General features: G+C 60.5%; 21 protein-coding genes. 14 read left to right on the top strand and 7 right to left on the bottom strand.

All coding sequences use genetic code 11. The annotated features are described in order from the left end of the window. Window positions 1–124: 124 nt before the first annotated feature. Both KCG87_RS03680 and KCG87_RS03675 read right to left on the bottom strand, forming a co-directional pair. Complete coding sequence (locus tag KCG87_RS03680) at window positions 125–1345, bottom strand: CaiB/BaiF CoA-transferase family protein (protein WP_098966520.1); 1221 nt, start codon at window positions 1343–1345, stop codon at window positions 125–127. 13 nt (window positions 1346–1358) lie between these two features. Continuing rightward, window positions 1359–2540 (bottom strand): acyl-CoA dehydrogenase, encoded by a 1182-nt coding sequence (locus KCG87_RS03675; RefSeq protein ID WP_003220420.1) that lies wholly within the window; start codon window positions 2538–2540, stop codon window positions 1359–1361. A 157-nt stretch (window positions 2541–2697) separates the two neighbouring features. Here KCG87_RS03675 and KCG87_RS03670 point away from each other — a divergent pair, with 157 nt between their 5' ends. From KCG87_RS03670 to KCG87_RS03620, 11 genes are all read left to right on the top strand, one after another. Further along, window positions 2698–3597: a LysR family transcriptional regulator gene (locus tag KCG87_RS03670; RefSeq protein WP_210556139.1), complete on the top strand. Its 900-nt coding sequence runs from the start codon at window positions 2698–2700 to the stop codon at window positions 3595–3597. 434 nt (window positions 3598–4031) lie between these two features. Then, window positions 4032–5153: a Re/Si-specific NAD(P)(+) transhydrogenase subunit alpha gene (locus KCG87_RS03665; protein ID WP_007962844.1), complete on the top strand. Its 1122-nt coding sequence runs from the start codon at window positions 4032–4034 to the stop codon at window positions 5151–5153. A gap of 15 nt (window positions 5154–5168) precedes the next feature. Further along, window positions 5169–5489: an NAD(P) transhydrogenase subunit alpha gene (locus tag KCG87_RS03660; protein WP_003220416.1), complete on the top strand. Its 321-nt coding sequence runs from the start codon at window positions 5169–5171 to the stop codon at window positions 5487–5489. Continuing rightward, a complete protein-coding gene (locus KCG87_RS03655; protein WP_135294679.1) occupies window positions 5489–6922 on the top strand; it encodes an NAD(P)(+) transhydrogenase (Re/Si-specific) subunit beta in 1434 nt (477 codons plus the stop codon). Before KCG87_RS03660 ends, KCG87_RS03655 begins: the two co-directional genes overlap by 1 nt. Before the next feature lie 214 nt (window positions 6923–7136). Continuing rightward, entirely contained in the window at window positions 7137–8630 is a 1494-nt protein-coding gene (locus KCG87_RS03650; RefSeq protein ID WP_210556140.1) for an acetyl-CoA hydrolase/transferase family protein, read from the top strand. Between the two features lie 320 nt (window positions 8631–8950). Then, window positions 8951–9166, top strand: a complete 216-nt coding sequence (locus KCG87_RS03645) for a DUF1127 domain-containing protein (protein ID WP_007962833.1) — start codon at window positions 8951–8953, stop codon at window positions 9164–9166. A gap of 255 nt (window positions 9167–9421) precedes the next feature. Beyond that, a complete protein-coding gene (locus KCG87_RS03640) occupies window positions 9422–9631 on the top strand; it encodes a DUF1127 domain-containing protein (RefSeq protein WP_098966513.1) in 210 nt (69 codons plus the stop codon). Window positions 9632–9765: 134 nt separating this feature from the next. After that, window positions 9766–10083, top strand: coding sequence for a DUF2388 domain-containing protein (locus KCG87_RS03635; RefSeq protein ID WP_007962831.1), 318 nt, complete (start codon window positions 9766–9768; stop codon window positions 10081–10083). Window positions 10084–10191: 108 nt separating this feature from the next. Beyond that, entirely contained in the window at window positions 10192–10497 is a 306-nt protein-coding gene (locus KCG87_RS03630; protein WP_098966511.1) for a DUF2388 domain-containing protein, read from the top strand. A gap of 42 nt (window positions 10498–10539) precedes the next feature. Further along, window positions 10540–10860, top strand: a complete 321-nt coding sequence (locus KCG87_RS03625; protein WP_007911662.1) for a DUF2388 domain-containing protein — start codon at window positions 10540–10542, stop codon at window positions 10858–10860. Further along, window positions 10857–12818, top strand: coding sequence for a DUF4105 domain-containing protein (locus tag KCG87_RS03620; protein WP_210556142.1), 1962 nt, complete (start codon window positions 10857–10859; stop codon window positions 12816–12818). The genes KCG87_RS03625 and KCG87_RS03620 overlap by 4 nt, the downstream gene beginning before the upstream one ends. 148 nt (window positions 12819–12966) lie before the next feature. On the opposite strand, the gene KCG87_RS03615 is transcribed toward KCG87_RS03620, so the two are convergent. From KCG87_RS03615 to trpB, 3 genes are all read right to left on the bottom strand, one after another. Beyond that, entirely contained in the window at window positions 12967–13407 is a 441-nt protein-coding gene (locus KCG87_RS03615; RefSeq protein WP_210556150.1) for an anti-virulence regulator CigR family protein, read from the bottom strand. A gap of 121 nt (window positions 13408–13528) precedes the next feature. Next, window positions 13529–14341 (bottom strand): tryptophan synthase subunit alpha, encoded by an 813-nt coding sequence (gene trpA / locus KCG87_RS03610; protein ID WP_135294677.1) that lies wholly within the window; start codon window positions 14339–14341, stop codon window positions 13529–13531. Next, window positions 14341–15573, bottom strand: a complete 1233-nt coding sequence (gene trpB, locus KCG87_RS03605; RefSeq protein ID WP_134785108.1) for a tryptophan synthase subunit beta — start codon at window positions 15571–15573, stop codon at window positions 14341–14343. Before trpB ends, trpA begins: the two co-directional genes overlap by 1 nt. 114 nt (window positions 15574–15687) lie before the next feature. Here trpB and KCG87_RS03600 point away from each other — a divergent pair, with 114 nt between their 5' ends. Continuing rightward, a complete protein-coding gene (locus KCG87_RS03600) occupies window positions 15688–16605 on the top strand; it encodes a LysR family transcriptional regulator (RefSeq protein WP_134785107.1) in 918 nt (305 codons plus the stop codon). On the opposite strand, the gene KCG87_RS03595 is transcribed toward KCG87_RS03600, so the two are convergent. After that, entirely contained in the window at window positions 16578–16904 is a 327-nt protein-coding gene (locus tag KCG87_RS03595; protein WP_003220391.1) for a DUF883 family protein, read from the bottom strand. The genes KCG87_RS03600 and KCG87_RS03595 overlap by 28 nt on opposite strands. A gap of 157 nt (window positions 16905–17061) precedes the next feature. Between KCG87_RS03595 and KCG87_RS03590 the strand changes: the two genes are divergently transcribed. Then, the gene (locus tag KCG87_RS03590) at window positions 17062–17277 is read left to right on the top strand and encodes a dodecin (protein WP_083367411.1); all 216 of its coding nucleotides are present in this window, start codon (window positions 17062–17064) and stop codon (window positions 17275–17277) included. Window positions 17278–17401: 124 nt separating this feature from the next. Continuing rightward, on the top strand, window positions 17402–17623 hold the full coding sequence (locus KCG87_RS03585) for a DUF1161 domain-containing protein (protein WP_098966508.1): 222 nt from the start codon (window positions 17402–17404) through the stop codon (window positions 17621–17623). A gap of 171 nt (window positions 17624–17794) precedes the next feature. On the opposite strand, the gene KCG87_RS03580 is transcribed toward KCG87_RS03585, so the two are convergent. Further along, complete coding sequence (locus tag KCG87_RS03580) at window positions 17795–18796, bottom strand: LLM class flavin-dependent oxidoreductase (RefSeq protein WP_047297487.1); 1002 nt, start codon at window positions 18794–18796, stop codon at window positions 17795–17797. Window positions 18797–18840: the final 44 nt, after the last annotated feature.

Genomic DNA, 18840 nt, shown 5'->3' with positions numbered 1-18840 from the left:
CTCCTGAATCTGCCGTCAACCGTTAATTTCAGTTTTCTTTCAACAACTTACAGATCGGTTAAAAAACGCACAAATCCATCTATATATAGGCAGGAAACAGCCTTCTTCTATATAGAAGCGATACTCAAAGCACTCCATCAGCCTTGAGTGCCTCTACCGCGCCAGCGCCCAGACCCAGCACCCGCTGCAAAACCTCCAACGTATGCTCGCCCAATAAAGGAGGCGCGCGAAGGTACTCGACCGGCGTCTGCGACAGCCGGATCGGACTCGCCACCTGCGGGACCATCCCCGCCAATGCGTGCGGAAGCTCTATCGCCAACCCACGCGCCTTCACCTGCGGATCCTCAAACACTTGGGACAGATCATTGATCGGCCCACACGGCACACCCGCTTGCTCCAGCTGAGCCACCCATTCGGCGGTAGTCTTGAATACCGTCGCCTGGCGGATCAGAGGAATCAACACCGCGCGGTTAGCCACCCGCAGCTTGTTAGTCGCGAATCGCGGATCGTCCGCCCACTGCGGCTGGCCCGCCACCTCGGCAAACTTGCGGAACTGGCCGTCATTGCCAACGGTAAGAATGAAATCACCGTCGGCCGTCGGGAAGTCCTGATAAGGCACGATGTTCGGGTGTGCATTACCCAGACGCTTCGGCGCATTGCCGGTAGTCAGATAGTTCATCGCCTGATTCGCCAGACATGCGACCTGCACATCCAGCAAAGCCATATCGATGTGTTGCCCGCCACCGTCGTGATCACGATGAGCCAGCGCCGCCAGTATCGCCACGGTCGAATACAGCCCCGTAAGAATGTCCGTCAGCGCCACTCCCACCTTCACCGGCCCGGCGCCTTCATCACCTTCAGGGCGACCGGTCAGGCTCATCAGCCCGCCCAGTCCCTGGATCATAAAGTCATAACCCGCACGCTTGGCATACGGCCCGGTTTGACCGAAGCCAGTGATCGAGCAATAGATCAGGTCCGGATTGATCGCCTTCAGCGACTCGTAGTCCAGCCCATAGGCAGCCAGCCCACCGACCTTGAAGTTCTCGATCAGAATGTCCGACTTCGCCGCCAGCTCCCGTACCAGGTTCTGCCCTTCAGGCCGAGTGAAGTCGATCGTTACCGATTGCTTGTTGCGGTTGGCCGACAGGTAATAGGCCGCCTCGCTGGTGTTTTCCCCATAAGCGTCTTTAAGGAAGGGCGGCCCCCAGGCACGTGTGTCATCACCATTGCCCGGGCGCTCGACCTTGATCACCTCGGCGCCAAGGTCGGCGAGAATCTGCCCGGCCCACGGCCCGGCCAGCACACGCGATAAATCCAGTACTCGCAGATGCGACAGCGCGCCCATGGTCGCTCTCCTGTTAATAGAACGCCTGCAGACCGGTTTGCGCGCGACCGAGGATCAGCGCGTGAACGTCGTGAGTACCTTCATAGGTATTCACCACTTCCAGGTTGACCAGGTGACGGGCCACACCGAACTCGTCAGAGATACCGTTACCACCCAGCATGTCACGGGCCATGCGGGCGATATCCAGCGACTTGCCACAGGAGTTGCGCTTCATGATCGAGGTGATCTCGACCGCAGCGGTTCCTTCGTCCTTCATGCGACCCAGGCGCAGACAGCCTTGCAGCGCCAGAGTGATCTCGGTCTGCATGTCGGCCAGCTTCTTCTGAATAAGCTGGGTGGCAGCCAATGGACGCCCGAACTGTTGACGATCAAGGGTGTACTGGCGAGCGGTGTGCCAGCAGAACTCGGCAGCTCCCAATGCACCCCAGGAGATGCCATAGCGTGCGGAGTTAAGGCAGGTGAACGGGCCTTTCAGGCCGCGCACGTCCGGGAAGATGTTCTCTTCCGGCACAAATACGTTGTCCATGACGATTTCGCCGGTGATCGATGCGCGCAGACCGACCTTGCCGTGAATCGCCGGAGCGCTCAGGCCTTTCCAGCCTTTCTCCAGTACGAAGCCGCGGATGTCGCCGGCATCGTCCTTGGCCCAGACCACGAACACATCGGCGATCGGGCTGTTGGTGATCCACATCTTGGCGCCGGTCAGGCTGTAGCCGCCGTCAACCTTGCGCGCTCGGGTGATCATCGCGCCCGGGTCGGAGCCGTGGTTTGGCTCGGTCAGACCGAAGCAGCCGATCCATTCGCCGGAAGCCAATTTCGGCAGATATTTCTGTTTCTGTGCTTCAGTGCCGAATTCGTTGATCGGCACCATCACCAATGAGGACTGCACACTCATCATAGAACGGTAGCCAGAGTCGACACGCTCGACTTCGCGAGCAATCAGCCCGTAGCTGACGTAGTTCAGACCGCTGCCACCGTATTGTTCAGGGATGGTCGCGCCGAGCAGACCGACTTCGCCCATTTCGCGGAAGATTGCCGGGTCGGTTTTCTCATGGCGGAAAGCTTCAAGCACGCGTGGCGCCAGGCTCTGCTGAGCGAATTGGGCGGCGGTGTCGCGGATCATGCGCTCCTCTTCGGTGAGCTGTTGATCCAGCAGCAGGGGATCGATCCAGTTGAAGCTAGCTTTACCGCCCATGAGTGAGTCCTCGCAAATCGGTGAATTAACGTGGCATTGATCCTAGGCCCGGTTCGCCAGCGCGGCAAACGAGGATTTCGCATCCTGTTGTGCTAATTTCTCACTCCGAAACGTCGCTGAATGCCTTTTATGCGGCGCATTAGTGAGGTTGACGTACATGCGCAGGAAGATACCCAGCACCACGGCCCTGATCAGCTTCGAAGCCGCCGCCCGCCACGAAAGCTTTACCAAGGCTGCCGAAGAACTTTCCCTCACCCAGGGCGCCATTTGCCGACAGATCGCCAGCCTTGAGGAGTTCCTCAGTGTGGAATTGTTCCGACGTTCGCGACGCGGTGTGAAGCTGACGGAGGCGGGGCTGTCCTACAGCCGTCGGGTGGCCACGCAACTCGATGCCGTCGAGCGCGACACGCTCTCGGTCATGGGCCAGCAGGGCGTCAACGTGATCGAACTGGCGGTGGTGCCCACCTTCGGCACGCAATGGCTGCTGCCACGACTCAAGGACTTCCAGCTCAAACACCCGGAAGTAACGGTCAACCTGACCAACCGCACCCGCCCGTTCCTGTTTGCCGACACTGATTTCGACGCAGCGATCTACTTCGGCGACGCCGATTGGTCGGGTACCGAATCCCACAGGCTGATGGGCGAAAATCCGATGCCGGTATGCAGCCCCGCTCTCCTCGGCAGCAAGAAACATCTGACACCCAACGAGATTGCCGAGCTGCCTCTGTTGCAGCAAACCACCCGTCCCTACGCCTGGCGGCAGTGGTTCAACTCCCTGAACCTGAACATCCCACGCGACATGACAGGTCCGCGCTACGAGCTATTCTCCATGCTGGCTCAGGCCGCCATGCACGACATGGGCATCGCGCTGATTCCACCGTTTCTGATTCAGCGCGAACTGGCCGAGAAACGCCTGGTGGTCGCCAACCCGAATGCGCTCTCCAGCATTAAGGCGTATTACCTGATGATTCCGGAGCGAAAGGTCGAATCGGCATCACTCAAGGCTTTTCGCGATTGGCTGGTCAACCAGGCAAACAGCTACAGCCTAGAAGGATAAGGCCTTACAGCGATTACTAACCCGGTAGTCAGGAAAATCAAAGCCCTACAGATATAAGTATTTGTCGCAAAATCACAGACTGTATCCGAAAGTCGTACAGACGTCCCACAAGCGCCTGAAGACGTGGCTTTGAGCCTCCATCCACGACTCATTACGGCCTATTCACGCCACCGATGAGAAATATTTTCAAATTCAGCCAGAATCCTTGCAAGGCACGGCCTGCAAGGGATTCAACTGGCCATCTGCGACATTCGGTCACGGGATGACTTGTAGTTAATTTTCCGTCACCCGTCATAATCCCTTGAAGGGCATAAAGTTCGCCTGCAAAATGCCGCGCCCCGCCCTGATTTGGCGGGATCGTGCTGATCGGCCGCCCCAGTCGCACCATCCGCAGTGCCTGGGTTTACTCAATAAGATCACGCAGGAGATTTGACGTGCACATTGGTGTTCCTCTCGAAACCCAGACCGGTGAAACACGGGTTGCTGCAACCCCGGAAACCATTAAAAAGCTGATCAGCCAAGGCCATAAGGTCACTGTGCAAACCGGCGCCGGCGTTAAAGCCAGTGTTGTCGACAGTGCCTATGAAGCGGCGGGCGCAACCATTGGCAGTGCCAACGACGCGTTCGGCGCCGAGCTGATTCTCAAAGTGGTCGCCCCCAGCGACGCCGAACTGGCGCTGATCAAGCGCGGCACGGTGCTGGTGGGCATGCTCAACCCCTTCAATAACGACACCATCGCCAAAATGGCCGAGTGCGGGATTACTGCGTTCGCCCTGGAGGCGGCGCCGCGTACCTCTCGGGCGCAGAGTCTCGATGTGCTGTCGTCGCAGGCGAACATTGCCGGCTACAAGGCTGTGTTGTTGGCCGCGCACTACTATCCGCGCTTCATGCCGATGCTGATGACCGCTGCGGGCACCGTGAAAGCGGCGCGCGTGCTGATTCTCGGCGCGGGCGTGGCCGGGTTGCAGGCGATTGCCACGGCGAAACGTCTGGGTGCGGTGATTGAAGCGTCTGACGTGCGTCCGGCGGTGAAGGAACAGATCGAATCCCTCGGCGCGAAGTTCGTCGATGTGCCTTACGAGACTGACGAAGAGCGTGAATGCGCGGTCGGTGTCGGCGGTTACGCTCGCCCGATGCCGGCGAGCTGGATGCAACGTCAGGCCCAGGCTGTGCACGAACGCGCCAAGCAGGCCGACATCGTCATCACCACCGCACTGATCCCGGGCCGCAAGGCGCCGACACTGTTGAGCGCAGACACCGTGGCGCAGATGAAGCCGGGCTCGGTGGTCATCGACCTCGCGGCTGCGCAGGGCGGCAACTGCCCGCTGACCGTCGCCGATCAGGTCGTGGTCGAGAACGGCGTGACCATCGTCGGCCCGACCAACCTGGCCGGTGAAGTCGCTGCAGACGCCTCGGCGCTGTACGCCCGCAACCTGCTGGACTTCCTCAAGCTGGTGTTCACCAAAGAAGGCCAGTTCGACGTCAACCTCGAAGACGACATCGTCGCCGCGTGCCTGATGTGCCGCGACGGCCAAGTCATCCGCAAAAACGCCTAAGCAGGGATTCAGACGATGGAAGAGCTTATCTCCCCCGGTATCTACAACCTGATCATCTTCGTGCTGGCGATTTATGTCGGTTACCACGTGGTCTGGAACGTTACACCTGCGCTGCACACGCCGTTGATGGCGGTGACCAATGCCATTTCGGCAATCGTGATCGTCGGCGCCATGCTCGCTGCTGCGCTGACCGTCACGCCGCTGGGCAAGACCATGGGCACCCTCGCCGTGGCACTGGCTGCGGTCAACGTGTTTGGTGGCTTCCTGGTCACCCGCCGCATGCTTGAGATGTTCAAGAAGAAAGCCCCGAAAGCAAAAGAAGAGGCGCCGAAGTAATGAGCATGAATCTCGTCACGACGCTCTACCTGATCGCGTCAATCTGCTTTATCCAGGCCCTTAAAGGCCTGTCGCACCCGACCACGTCGCGGCGCGGCAACCTGTTCGGCATGCTCGGCATGGCGCTGGCCATCCTCACCACCATCGGCCTCATCTATAAGCTCGGTGCGGAACTGGCGACTGCCGGTATCGGTTACGTGATCGTCGGCCTGCTGATCGGCGGCACCGCCGGTTCGATCATGGCCAAGCGCGTCGAAATGACCAAGATGCCAGAGCTGGTCGCGTTCATGCACAGCATGATCGGTCTGGCGGCGGTGTTCATCGCCATTGCTGCGGTGGTCGAGCCGCAATCGCTGGGCATCGTCAAGCAACTGGGCGACTCGATCCCGGCGGGTAACCGTCTGGAGCTGTTCCTCGGCGCGGCGATTGGTGCAATCACCTTCTCCGGTTCGGTGATCGCCTTCGGCAAGCTGTCGGGCAAGTACAAGTTCCGCCTGTTCCAGGGCGCGCCGGTACAGTTCGCCGGTCAGCACAAGCTGAACGCGGTACTCGGTCTGGCGACACTGGTGCTGGGCGTGACCTTCATGCTCACCGGCAACCTCCCCGCGTTCGCGCTGATGCTGGCTCTGGCGTTCGTGATGGGGGTGCTGATCATCATCCCGATTGGCGGCGCCGACATGCCGGTGGTGGTGTCGATGCTCAACAGCTATTCGGGTTGGGCGGCAGCAGGTATCGGCTTCTCGCTGAACAACTCGATGCTGATCATTGCCGGCTCTCTGGTGGGTTCGAGCGGTGCGATCCTCTCGTACATCATGTGCAAGGCGATGAACCGTTCCTTCTTTAATGTACTGCTTGGCGGTTTCGGCAACACGGCCGACGCAGGACCTGCCGGTGCGAAAGAAGCCCGTCCGGTGAAATCCGGTTCGGCCGACGACGCAACGTTCCTGCTGACCAACGCCGACACCGTGATCATCGTCCCGGGTTACGGCCTGGCGGTGGCCCGTGCGCAGCATGCATTGAAAGAGCTGACCGAGAAACTGACCCATCGCGGCGTGACCGTGAAGTACGCGATCCACCCGGTGGCCGGTCGCATGCCAGGGCACATGAACGTCCTGCTCGCCGAGGCCGAAGTGCCTTACGACCAGGTGTTCGAGATGGAAGACATCAACTCCGAGTTCGGCCAGGCCGACGTGGTGCTGGTACTCGGCGCCAACGACGTGGTCAACCCGGCCGCCAAGAACGATCCGAAATCGCCGATTGCCGGCATGCCGATTCTCGAAGCGTTCAAGGCCAAGACCATCATCGTCAACAAGCGCTCGATGGCCAGCGGTTATGCCGGTCTGGACAACGAACTGTTCTACCTGGACAAGACCATGATGGTGTTCGGCGACGCGAAAAAAGTCATCGAAGACATGGTCAAAGCGGTCGAGTAATCCTCCGCAGTTGCACCGGACGCCCCGACTTGTCGGGGCGTTTTTGTTTGCGCAAACCGTCGGACAATTTGCCACGTTGTTGCAGATCCAGTAACGGTGTTTTACTTCAAACCCGCTAAATAGACGCCTCGTTTGCGACCTTGGTAGCGGGACAGGCGCCCGCGAAATTCACTAGACTGCGCATCCTGCTACTCGCTTCCCGAGAAAATAATCCATGTATCGTGACCGTATTCGCCTGCCTTCGTTGTTGGATAAAGTGATGAGCGCCGCCGACGCCGCCGCGCTGATTGAAGACGGCATGACCGTCGGCATGAGCGGCTTCACCCGCGCTGGCGAAGCCAAAGCCGTCCCTCACGCACTGGCCGAGCGAGCCAAGGTCACGCCGCTGAAGATCAGCCTGATGACCGGCGCCAGCCTGGGCAACGACCTCGACAAGCGACTGACCGAGGCCGGCGTGCTGTCGCGGCGCATGCCGTTCCAGGTCGACAGCACCTTGCGCAAGGCGATCAACGCCGGCGAAGTGATGTTCATCGACCAGCACCTGTCGGAAACCGTCGAGCAACTGCGCAACCAGCAACTGAAGCTGCCGGACATCGCAGTGATCGAAGCCGTGGCCATCACCGAGCAAGGCCACATCGTGCCGACCACCTCGGTGGGCAACTCGGCGAGCTTCGCGATTTTCGCCAAGCAGGTGATTGTCGAGATCAACCTGGCGCACAACGCCAACCTCGAAGGCCTGCATGACATCTATATCCCGACCTATCGCCCGACGCGCACGCCGATCCCGCTGGTGAAAGTCGACGATCGCATCGGCAGCACCGCGATCCCGATCCCGCCGGAAAAGATTGTCGCCATCGTCATCACTCAGCAGGCGGATTCGCCGTCCACGGTGTCGACCCCGGATGTCGACACCAATGCCATCGCCGAGCACCTGATCACCTTCTTCAAGCAGGAAGTCGACGCCGGGCGCATGACCAACAGGCTCGGCCCGTTGCAGGCCGGGATCGGCAACATCGCCAACGCGGTGATGTGCGGTCTGATCGATTCGCCGTTCGAAGACCTGACCATGTACTCCGAAGTGCTGCAGGACTCGACCTTCGATCTGATCGACGCCGGCAAGCTGAGCTTTGCGTCGGGCAGCTCGATCACTTTGTCGGAGCGACGCAACAGCGACGTGTTCGGCAACCTGGAGAAGTACAAGGACAAACTGGTGCTGCGCCCGCAGGAAATCTCCAACCACCCGGAAGTAGTGCGTCGTCTGGGTATCATCGGCATCAACACTGCGCTGGAGTTCGACATCTACGGCAACGTCAACTCCACCCACGTCTGCGGCACGCGGATGATGAACGGCATTGGTGGCTCGGGCGACTTCGCGCGCAACGCACACCTCGCGGTGTTCGTGACCAAGTCGATCGCCAAGGGCGGCGCAATTTCCAGCGTGGTGCCGATGGTCAGCCACGTTGACCACACCGAGCATGACGTCGACATCCTGGTGACCGAAATCGGCCTGGCCGACCTGCGCGGCCTGGCCCCGCGCGAGCGCGCCCGGGTGATCATCGACAACTGTGTGCACCCGGACTATCGCCAGGCGCTGAACGACTACTTCACCGCAGCGTGCGCCATCGGCGGCCATACCCCACACATCCTGCGAGAAGCCCTGAGCTGGCACATCAACCTGGAAGAAAACGGACGCATGCTCGCGGTGTAATCACACAGTCAAACCGCTGATGCAAACACAGTTTGTGTCAGCGGATTTTTTAACCCGCCACATCTGGCAAAAACTGTACTGCTGTACCGGTTGTTTCCTACAGATTTTGCCTACCTCCTTCCTTGAATTGAGCAAAAACGCACCAAATTAGTGCTGACAGGTACAGTTTGCTCAATTTCGACCCGTACACCCCCTATAAACAGTTAACTGGTCACTCACAATACAGTTGAACTGTATCTAGAGAGACTAGGCAAACGAGAGGATCATGGGCACCAGTTAAACCACTACCTGATCCCGCCACAAGCGGAAGGATGTCAACCATGGAACGTACACTCAGTTCCGAACTGTTCTTCGAAGACAAAGCTGCAAAAAACCAGGCTTCCCTGCCTCTGCGCGTTATCGCCAACCTGATGTTGTGGCAGCGCCGCATCTCCAGCCGCCACCAACTGGCTCGTCTGGATTCGCGTCTGCTGGCTGACGCCGGTATCAGCGAAGCACAACGCTACGAAGAGCTGAGCAAGCCGTTCTGGCGCTAAGTAGCGTCGCTGGCTCTGGTCGTCAGACCCACCGCCAGCAACCCGAATTGAACACACAAGACCCGTCGCGGGAAACCGCGACGGGTTTTGTCGTTTCAGGGTTTGAAAATGCCCGTACAGCAGAATAATCAAAGTACAGGTACAGTTCTCAATAAACAAAATCTGAACCAGTACAATTTTTCATGAGTGTATCTGCTCGCCAAACTGCATCGGGCGCAGCATGTCCTTAACCCTCCTCGGTTTAAGGAAAACGCCATGAAAGGCTTACAGGATGTTTCGACAGCATCGACTCTACCCCGCGCTCACTCGCACCTGCTGCGGCGCCTGTTTCGACCCCTGTGGCAAGGACTGGAGCGCGCCAGGACGCGGCGCCTGCTGGCTCAACTGGACCAGCGCGACCTAGCGGATCTGGGCCTCAGCCATGCCGATCGGCTCAGAGAACTGGAGAAACCCTTCTGGCGCTAGCATTCTGCCCACTGTCCGAACCTCGCGCGCAGGCCTAATATCCACGCCAGAACGTGGCGAATCTTCTGTAACCCGCGTCTGACTCATCAGACACAAGCCACCTCTCAATACGGTTTACTATCAGGAGATCCACCATGTCCCGTCTTCGCCTGCTCAGCGCTGCCGCCTTGCTGGCCGTGGCTGCCAACGCCAGTGCCTCCAGCTTCATTGTGACCACCGATGCCGTGGTTGGCGCGCTGAAATCCTCCTCGGACGCCACCTCCGATGTCAGCTCTTCGCTGCGTGACAACAAAGTCGTGATCGCCGCCCGTGACGACGCTGCCAGCTTCGTCGCCAGTGAAGGCCAGATCCGTGGCGTGAAACTGGAAAGTGCTCTGGACCTGATCCGTCATCAGGCACCGCAACTGAACGCGACCGACTTCCAACTGGCGCAAGCCATCCTCGCGATCTGATCCGCCATTGCCGGACGGGGCACGCCAGTCGTGTCCCGATGTTTCGCCGCTGGCTCTGGCCCGGGCATTTGCGCTAGCCTTGAAGCTCGTTAACCGTTACCGAGTCTCATGCGTTTATTCAGACTGTTTTTCCCTTGCGTATTGGTCAGTGCCTTCTGGGCGACCTCGGTCGATGCCTTTGATGTCTCCACACAAAACACCGTGGTCAGCGTTTGGGCGACCGGAATGGTGTCTTCCGCACCATTCGACCGTAAACTGATCATCGCCGCTCACGATGACGCGGCGGCGTTTGTCGCCAGTGACGGTCAATTGCGCGGCGCGCAGCTCGAATCCGCCCTGCATTACTTGCGCAAATCCCGACCAAAACTTCATGTCAGCGACCTTGAACTGGCACAGGCAATTCTCGTCCAATAGTAATCATGATCCCTCGTTAACATTGCCCTCCGGAGTCGTTCCATGCGTAGCCCGCTGATTGCTGCCGCCCTTGGCCTGTTTTTGTTGGCCGACGTGGCCCAGGCACACACCCTGGTAGCCACCAGTAACATCATCGTTCGTGCCTCCCAGCGCACCATCGATTTCACCTCCGATACCACGACGTCGATTCGCGATTCGAAAATCATCCGCGAAGCCCACGACGATGCGGCCAGCTTCGTTGCCACCAACGGCGATATCCGCGGTGCGCACCTGGAAGCCGCCCTCAACACCTTGCGCACGCGCGTGCCGGAAGCTCGCGACGCCAGTGATCAGGTGCTCGCCGAAGCCATCCTCGCCCTGTGAAGTCACTCGGCGCCTGGCTGCTGGCCGGGGCACTGTTGCTGCTTGGCAACAGCGCCCACGCCAGCCTGCAATTGCGGCTCAAGACCGACGGCCTGAGCCCCGCTCAGCAGCAGGCCAGCCAGGCGCTGCTCGATGAAGCCATGCACAAGTTGCCGCCCAGCTTCGTCGAACAACTGGACCGGCGCATCGATGTCGGCTGGACCGACGACATGCCCGGTAACGCCTACGGCCAGGCGACCCTGGTTGCCGAGCTAGACCTGAACCGCAAACTGCTCGCCGGTCTCACCGACGGCAGCGCGGCCACAGAGAAAACCAATCGCCCCCATGGCACTGTGCGCCAGGAACTGCTGGCAACGGTGCTGCATGAACTCACCCACATTTATGACCGCGCGCGCCTGTGGCCCGCCGCCGAGCGCACGCTGATTCAGCGCTGCACTCGCCGCAGCAACAGCGCCGGCCTGGTCGGCATTCCCGACGAGTGCCGAGGCCAGACCGAGCGCCGCTTCACCCTCAGCGATGATCCACGTCTGCTCGATCTCGCCGGCTGGCAACAGTACGTCGGGCGCCGCGGCGAGCGTGAACAACACAATCGTCAGGTGGCCCGCAGCCCGGACCTGTACGAGATCTCCAGCCCGAAAGAGTTTGTCGCGGTCAACATGGAGTATTTCCTCCTCGACCCGAGCTACGCCTGCCGCCGTCCGGCGCTCTATCGCTACTACAAGGCGCGCTTCGGCTGGGCACCACCGGCCAAGGACACCTGCAGCAATACCTTCGCCTTTCTCAACGCCGGCAACGACTTCGCCAAACAGCCCTTGGGCCAGGTCGACCCGGAGCGGGTGTATGCCGTCGATTATCTGCTGGCTGAAGCCAACCAGAACTGGGTCAGCCGCTGGGGCCACAGCATGCTGCGGCTGGTGATCTGCGCGCCGGGTCGACCACGGGGCCCGGATTGCCGGCTCGACCTCGACCAGCATCTGGTGCTGTCCTACCGCGCCTTTGTCGGCGACGTGCAGCTGTCGAGCTGGGACGGACTGGTCGGCAAATATCCATCACGCCTGTTCGTCCTGCCGCTTGCGCAGGTCATCGACGAATACACCAAGACTGAATTGCGCAGCCTCGCCTCGGTGCCATTGAATCTGTCACGCGACGAGATCGAAGGCGTGGTCGAACACGCTGCCGAAATGCACTGGAGTTATGACGGCAACTACTTCTTCCTGTCGAACAACTGCGCGGTGGAAGGCCTGAAATTGCTGCGCAGCGGCAGCAACAACAAGCAACTCGTCGGCCTCGACAGCATCATGCCCAACGGCTTGCTCGAAGTGCTCAAAGGCCGGGGGCTGGCCGACACCAGCGTGCTCGACAATCCCAAGGAAGCCCTGCGCCTGGGCTATCGCTTCGATTCGTTCCGCGATCGCTATCAGGCGATGTTCGATGTGTTGAAAAAGCAGCTGCCGATCAAGCAAACCAGCGTCGAAGATTGGCTATCGCTGTCTGCCGAAGAACGTCGCCAGTGGTTCGAACGTGCAGACCTGCGCACCAGCGCTGCATTGCTCCTGCTGGAACAGGCGAGCTATCGCCGCCAGTTGCTGCTGGCCCAGGACGAGGTCAAGCAGCGCTACCTCGGCGCCCGGGAGCTGGAAAACGGCGGCATGGACAAGGCCAACGCCACCCTGCAGGAAATTCTCGCCAACAGCGGCTTCCTCAGTCGTCCGGCAGAACTGCTCGACAGCCGTGGCTACGGGCTGCCGCAACCAAGCGAGTTCAAGCGCCTGCAGGACGAAAGCGCCCAACGCCAGAAACAACTGCTGGCGCTGAGCGGCGATCTGGACAAGGAAGTGCGCAAGTTGCTGGAACCCAAGCGAGCGGCCGAAATTGCCGCCAGCGAAGCCAACGTGAAGCAGATCGGCGAGCATCTGCGCAGACTGCACAAGGCATCTGGCGGACTGGAGCTACCCTGAGACAGAAGACTGGAACTGAATCTTGTGGCGAGGGAGCTTGCTCCCGCTCGGCTGCGCAGCAGTCGTAAATCGGTTGAATGCCGAATTTTCAGGGCCGCTCCGCGCCCCAGCGGGAGCAAGCTCCCTCGCCACAGATGCTCGTGCCAAATCAGTACAAAACACCATCCAGAATTTCGTAAACGATCCCGGTACCCACCGCGATCAGGACAATGTCACCCCCGGCCCGGCGCCACTCATAACCCGGATACACTGGCAGACGACTCAGCGCCCGACCGTCAAGTCGCTCGCCGTAATACCCGCGCGGCAACGGCCGGCCGCGTTCCAGATGGATGCCCGGTGGCGGCGGTGCGCCGCGCACGAAGTAGCCGTGATTGTCGCGAATGGTCTGGCGTACCGGGCCGAAGTCGCGTGGCGGGCCGCCTCGGTGGTCGTTCTGCGGGCCACGGTGATCGTCACCACGGTTATCGTAGTGGCCCTGCTGCGGGCCGCCGTGGTCATGATCATCGCGTGGATCGGCGCTGGCCAGCAGCGGCGTCGCGCTGAGCATCAGCACGCCCAATCCGGCAATCAGACGTTTCGGCATTTTCATCAAGTCTTCCTCACTGCACCAACAGCAAAAAGGGATTCAGAACGTGGTTCTGAATCCCTCGGTCTTGCTCAATTAGGCCGTGATGTGAGGCGCTAATTCCTCTGTATCAGGAACTTTACCTTCAGCTGACGCGGGCCTGACGCACGCCCTCGGACAGCGCCTTGCACAGACCCAGCACGCCATCGACAGCCTGGGCCGGCGTGGTCGCATTGGCGATGTGATCGATCAGTGCCGAACCCACCACCACCCCGTCCGCCAAACGAGCGATGGACGCCGCCTGCTCCGGAGTACGGATACCGAAACCGATGCTGATCGGCAGGTCAGTGTGGCGACGCAAACGGGTGACCGCCTCTTCGACGTGTTCCAGAGTCGCCGCACCGGCACCGGTCACACCGGCCACCGACACGTAGTAAACGAAGCCCGAGCTGCCATTGAGCACTTTCGGCAGACGCGCATCATCAGTGGTCGGGGTGGTCAGGCGGATGAAGTCCAGACCCGCAGCCTGTGCCGGGTCGCACAGTTCATTGTTGTGCTCTGGCGGCATGTCGACCACGATCAGGCCGTCGACGCCCGCGTCTTTGGCGTCAGCGATGAAACGTTCAACGCCATACATGTGGATCGGGTTGAAATAGCCCATCAGCACCAGCGGCGTGTCGCTGTTGCCTTCGCGAAACTCGCGAACCATTTGCAGGGTTTTCGCCAGATTCTGCTTGGCGCCCAAGGCACGGATGTTCGCCAGTTGAATCGCCGGGCCGTCGGCCATCGGGTCGGTGAACGGCATGCCCAGCTCGATCACGTCGGCGCCAGCGCCGGGCAAACCTTTGAGGATCGCCAGCGAAGTGTCGTAGTCCGGATCACCGGCAGTGACGAAAGTCACCAGCGCGGCGCGATTCTGTTGCTTGAGGTCGGCAAAACGGGTTTGCAGGCGGCTCATCAGTGTTTCTCCTGCTTCGACTGTTCCATATGGTGCATGACGGTCTGCATGTCTTTGTCGCCACGGCCGGAGAGGTTGACCACCATCAGGTGATCCTTCGGCAGTTTCGGTGCGCGTTTGAACACTTCAGCCAGCGCATGCGCGCTTTCCAGTGCCGGGATGATGCCTTCGAGGCGGCAGCACTGGTGGAACGCGGCGAGGGCTTCGTCGTCAGTCACCGAGGTGTACTGGACGCGGCCGATGTCATGCAACCAGGCGTGCTCAGGGCCGATGCCGGGATAGTCGAGACCGGCGGAAATCGAGTGGGCGTCAATGATCTGGCCATCGTCGTCCTGCAGCAGGAAGGTGCGGTTACCGTGCAGCACACCCGGTACGCCACCGTTGAGGCTGGCCGCGTGCTTGCCGGTTTCGATGCCGTAACCGGCCGCTTCAACCCCGATGATTTCGACGCTTTGATCATCGAGGAACGGGTGAAACAGGCCCATGGCGTTGGAACCGCCGCCGATGCACGCCACCAGGCTGTCCGGCAGACGACCTTCCTGAGCTTGCAACTGCTCGCGGGTTTCCTTGCCGATCACTGCCTGGAAGTCGCGCACCATGGCGGGATACGGGTGCGGGCCGGCCACGGTGCCGATCAGGTAGAAGGTGCTGTCGACGTTGGTCACCCAGTCACGCAGCGCTTCGTTCATCGCGTCTTTCAGGGTGCCGGTGCCGGCCACCACCGGAATCACTTCGGCGCCCAGCAGCTTCATGCGGAACACGTTGGCCTGCTGACGCTCGATGTCAGTGGTGCCCATGTAGATCACGCAGTCCAGACCGAAACGTGCGGCCACGGTGGCCGTTGCCACGCCGTGCATGCCGGCACCGGTCTCGGCGATGATGCGTTTCTTGCCCATGCGCCGCGCCAGCAGGATCTGGCCGATGCAGTTGTTGATCTTGTGCGCGCCGGTGTGGTTCAGCTCTTCGCGTTTGAGGTAGATCTTCGCGCCGCCGCAGAACTCGGTCAGACGCTCGGCGAAGTACAGCGGGCTCGGACGACCGACATAGTCACGCTGGAAGTAGGCCAGCTCTTCCTTGAACGCCGGATCTTCCTTGGCCGCCTCGTATTCGCGGGACAGATCGAGGATCAACGGCATCAGGGTTTCCGCCACGTAGCGGCCGCCGAACGCACCGAACAGGCCGTTATCGTCAGGGCCGCTGCGCAGGTTGGAGGTGTTCGAAGTCTGGGTCATGATGTGCTCCAGGTGAATTCGGGTAAGAAGACAATGGCGTCCACTCTACCCCTGACCTTCCAGGCTGAAAACCGATAAGATCGCCACAACCTGTCAGGAAAACTCACAGATACCATGAGCCACGACCTTCCCCCGCTGAACGCCTTGCGCGCGTTCGAAGCCACCGCCCGGCTTAACAGCGTTAGTCAGGCGGCCGAACAGCTGCACGTCACTCATGGTGCAGTCAGCCGTCAGCTCAAAGTGCTCGAGGAGCATCTGGGCGTGAGCCTGTTCGTCAAGGATGGTCGCGGCTTGAAACTCACAGATGCCGGCGTTCGTCTGCGAGATGCCAGCGGTGAGGCCTTTGATCGGTTGCGCAGTGTGTGTGCCGAGCTGACGCAGAGCACCGCTGATGCGCCGTTCGTACTCGGCTGCTCCGGCAGTCTGTTGGCGCGCTGGTTTATTCCACGCCTGGGACGACTCAACGCGGACTTGCCGGACTTGCGTCTGCATCTGTCGGCGGGTGAAGGCGATCTCGACCCGCGGCGCCCCGGACTCGATGCCTTGCTGTTGTTCGCCGAGCCGCCATGGCCGGCAGACATGCAGGTCTACGAACTGGCCGCAGAACGCATCGGCCCGGTGATGAGCCCGCTGTTCAGCGGCTACCAACGCCTGCAAGCGGCGCCGGCGTCAGCCTTGCTCAGCGAGCCGCTGCTGCACACCACATCGCGCCCGCAAGCCTGGCCGAGTTGGGCACAGCAAAATCACCTCGACGCCAAGGCGTTGAAGTGGGGGCAAGGTTTTGAGCATTTGTATTATCTGCTGGAAGCCGCAGTGGCCGGACTCGGAGTGGCAATTGCGCCAGAGCCGCTGGTGGCCGAGGACTTGAAGGCCGGTCGCCTGGTTGCGCCGTGGGGCTTTTGCGAAACCCCGGCGCAACTGGCGTTGTGGCTACCCAAGCGCGCCGCAGACGGACGCGCCCGGCAACTGGCGCAATGGCTCAAGAATGAGCTGCGCCAGACGGATCACTCGCCGCGCTTGAACAGCAAATAAGCAGCCAGCAGACCGATTGCACCGACCGCCACACCGGCGGTGGTCCAAGGGTGTTCCTGAGCGTAATCGCGGGTGGCGATGCCGGTCTCGCGGGTTTTCACTTTGACTTCTTCATAGGCATCGCTGAGCAGGCTGCGCGAATGTTTCAGCGCGCTTTCAGCGTTGCTCTTGAGCGCCTTGAGGGTCTTGCGCGACTCGTCGGACGCGTCGTCCTTCAGGCTTTCCAACGATTTGAGCAGACTCTCGATCTCGGCTTCCATGCTTTGCAACGAGGCTTTACGTAAAGAGGTGTTGGCCATGGTGGCTCTCCTGCATTGGTGATGAGTGGCGTGTGTTGGTTGGGACTTCAGCGGTTTGAGAAAGTGCAGAAAATCTGAACTTCGCTTGCATTGAGCCGCCGAAATCAACAGTGCAGATTCACTGCTAGTCTCAAATCCACACATCCAGGAGATCGCCATGAGTGACCATCACACGTACAAGAAAGTCGAGCTGGTCGGCTCGTCCACCACCAGCATCGAAGACGCCATCAACAATGCGCTGGCTGAAGCGAACAAGAGCATCAAACATCTGGAATGGTTTGAAGTGGTCGAGACCCGTGGCCACATCAAGGACGGCAAGGCTGCGCATTTCCAGGTCACACTCAAAGTCGGCTTCCGGATTGCCAGCAGCTGAGTTTGGGCTACGCTTCTGAACTTGCGCGCTGGCCGAGTGCCATAGGAATGGCAAAGCGCTACAAGGTGAGTGCATCGGCACAGCCGGTGCCCGCCTCTTTTAATCCGACCAGGGAGTGCGACCGATGAAGAAGTTCATATTGGCAGTAGGTTTGTTGAGCCTTGCGGGTGGCGCGTTGGCTGCTGGCAAGCCTTGTGAAGAGTTGAAAAGCGAGATCGCGGCGAAGCTGGATGCCAAGGGCGTTTCCGGGTATTCGCTGGAGGTTGTCGACAAGGGAGCCAATGGCGGAAAAGTTGTGGGCACCTGTGAAGGCGGCACCAAGGAAATCGTCTACAAACGCGGGTGATCGCGATTGAAATGCAAAAGCCGACGCGAAGGCGTCGGCTTTTTTGTGGGCCACTGGTTCCCAATGTGGGAGCGGGCTTGCTCGCGAAAGCGTTATGTCAGCCGACATCCAGGGTGTCTGACACTCCGTCTTCGCGAGCAAGCCCGCTCCCACAGAAGCCGTATTCCAGAGTCAGCCCTTCATGACTTGGGCCAGCAACTCATAGGAATGCAGGCGATCGGCATGCTCATACAGATCGCAGGTGAAAATCAGCTCATCGGCCTGGGTCTGCTCGACCAGCACCTCCAGCTTCGCGCGGATCTTCTGCGGGCTGCCGACCATCGCCAGGCCGAGGAAATCTCCCACCGCCTCGCGCTCATGGGGCAGCCACAGGCCGTCCATGGTTTTCACCGGCGGACGCTGCACCAGACTCTGTCCACGCATCAGCGCGAGAATTCGCTGGTACACCGAGGTCGCCAGGTAGTCGGCCTGCTCATCGGTATCGGCCGCCACCAGCGGCACACCGAGCATCACGTACGGCTTGTCGAGCACTGCCGACGGCTTGAAGTGGTTGCGGTAGACGCGAATCGCCTCATGCATGAAGCGCGGGGCGAAGTGCGAGGCGAAGGCGTAGGGCAACCCGCGCTCACCGGCCAGCTGCGCGCTGAACAGGCTGGAACCGAGTAACCAGATCGGCACGTTGGTGCCGGTGCCGGGCATGGCGATCACCCGTTGGTCCGGGGTGCGCGGGCCGAGGAAACGCGCCAGCTCGGCAACGTCTTCCGGGAAATCATCGGCACTGCCGGAGCGTTCGCGGCGCAGAGCGCGGGCGGTCATCTGGTCGGAGCCGGGCGCGCGGCCCAGACCCAGATCGATGCGTCCCGGATACAGGCTTTCGAGAGTGCCGAACTGCTCGGCGATCACCAGCGGCGCGTGGTTCGGCAGCATCACCCCGCCGGAGCCGACACGAATCGTCGAGGTACCGCCGGCCAGGTATCCCAGCAACACCGAGGTGGCAGAACTGGCGATACCGTCCATGTTGTGGTGCTCGGCCACCCAGAAGCGGGTGTAGCCGAATTTCTCGACGTGCTGCGCCAGGTCCAGCGAGTTGCGCAGCGATTGCGCCGGGCTACCGTTCTCGCGCACCGGCACCAGATCGAGGGTGGAAAACTTTACGTCGGACAGTTGCTTCATAAACCTGCGTCTCCGAATGAGGAGGCAGGTTTTTTTTGCGAACG

Source organism: Pseudomonas sp. MWU347, assembly GCF_017947305.1.
GTDB classification, from domain to species: Bacteria; Pseudomonadota; Gammaproteobacteria; order Pseudomonadales; family Pseudomonadaceae; genus Aquipseudomonas; species Aquipseudomonas putida_A.
Note: the sequence above shows the minus strand (reverse complement) of the source record. Positions and strands in the feature narration are given on the sequence as shown.

Bases quoted from the DNA above. Each gene is read 5' to 3' on its own strand.
- KCG87_RS03680 (WP_098966520.1), bottom strand. From the start codon at position 1,345: ATGGGCGCGCTGTCGCATCTGCGAGTACTGGATTTATCGCGTGTGCTG.
- KCG87_RS03675 (WP_003220420.1), bottom strand. From the start codon at position 2,540: ATGGGCGGTAAAGCTAGCTTCAACTGGATCGATCCCCTGCTGCTGGAT.
- KCG87_RS03670 (WP_210556139.1), top strand. From the start codon at position 2,698: ATGCGCAGGAAGATACCCAGCACCACGGCCCTGATCAGCTTCGAAGCC.
- KCG87_RS03660 (WP_003220416.1), top strand. From the start codon at position 5,169: ATGGAAGAGCTTATCTCCCCCGGTATCTACAACCTGATCATCTTCGTG.
- KCG87_RS03655 (WP_135294679.1), top strand. From the start codon at position 5,489: ATGAGCATGAATCTCGTCACGACGCTCTACCTGATCGCGTCAATCTGC.
- KCG87_RS03650 (WP_210556140.1), top strand. From the start codon at position 7,137: ATGTATCGTGACCGTATTCGCCTGCCTTCGTTGTTGGATAAAGTGATG.
- KCG87_RS03645 (WP_007962833.1), top strand. From the start codon at position 8,951: ATGGAACGTACACTCAGTTCCGAACTGTTCTTCGAAGACAAAGCTGCA.
- KCG87_RS03640 (WP_098966513.1), top strand. From the start codon at position 9,422: ATGAAAGGCTTACAGGATGTTTCGACAGCATCGACTCTACCCCGCGCT.
- KCG87_RS03635 (WP_007962831.1), top strand. From the start codon at position 9,766: ATGTCCCGTCTTCGCCTGCTCAGCGCTGCCGCCTTGCTGGCCGTGGCT.
- KCG87_RS03630 (WP_098966511.1), top strand. From the start codon at position 10,192: ATGCGTTTATTCAGACTGTTTTTCCCTTGCGTATTGGTCAGTGCCTTC.
- KCG87_RS03625 (WP_007911662.1), top strand. From the start codon at position 10,540: ATGCGTAGCCCGCTGATTGCTGCCGCCCTTGGCCTGTTTTTGTTGGCC.
- KCG87_RS03615 (WP_210556150.1), bottom strand. From the start codon at position 13,407: ATGAAAATGCCGAAACGTCTGATTGCCGGATTGGGCGTGCTGATGCTC.
- trpA (WP_135294677.1), bottom strand. From the start codon at position 14,341: ATGAGCCGCCTGCAAACCCGTTTTGCCGACCTCAAGCAACAGAATCGC.
- trpB (WP_134785108.1), bottom strand. From the start codon at position 15,573: ATGACCCAGACTTCGAACACCTCCAACCTGCGCAGCGGCCCTGACGAT.
- KCG87_RS03600 (WP_134785107.1), top strand. From the start codon at position 15,688: ATGAGCCACGACCTTCCCCCGCTGAACGCCTTGCGCGCGTTCGAAGCC.
- KCG87_RS03595 (WP_003220391.1), bottom strand. From the start codon at position 16,904: ATGGCCAACACCTCTTTACGTAAAGCCTCGTTGCAAAGCATGGAAGCC.
- KCG87_RS03590 (WP_083367411.1), top strand. From the start codon at position 17,062: ATGAGTGACCATCACACGTACAAGAAAGTCGAGCTGGTCGGCTCGTCC.
- KCG87_RS03585 (WP_098966508.1), top strand. From the start codon at position 17,402: ATGAAGAAGTTCATATTGGCAGTAGGTTTGTTGAGCCTTGCGGGTGGC.
- KCG87_RS03580 (WP_047297487.1), bottom strand. From the start codon at position 18,796: ATGAAGCAACTGTCCGACGTAAAGTTTTCCACCCTCGATCTGGTGCCG.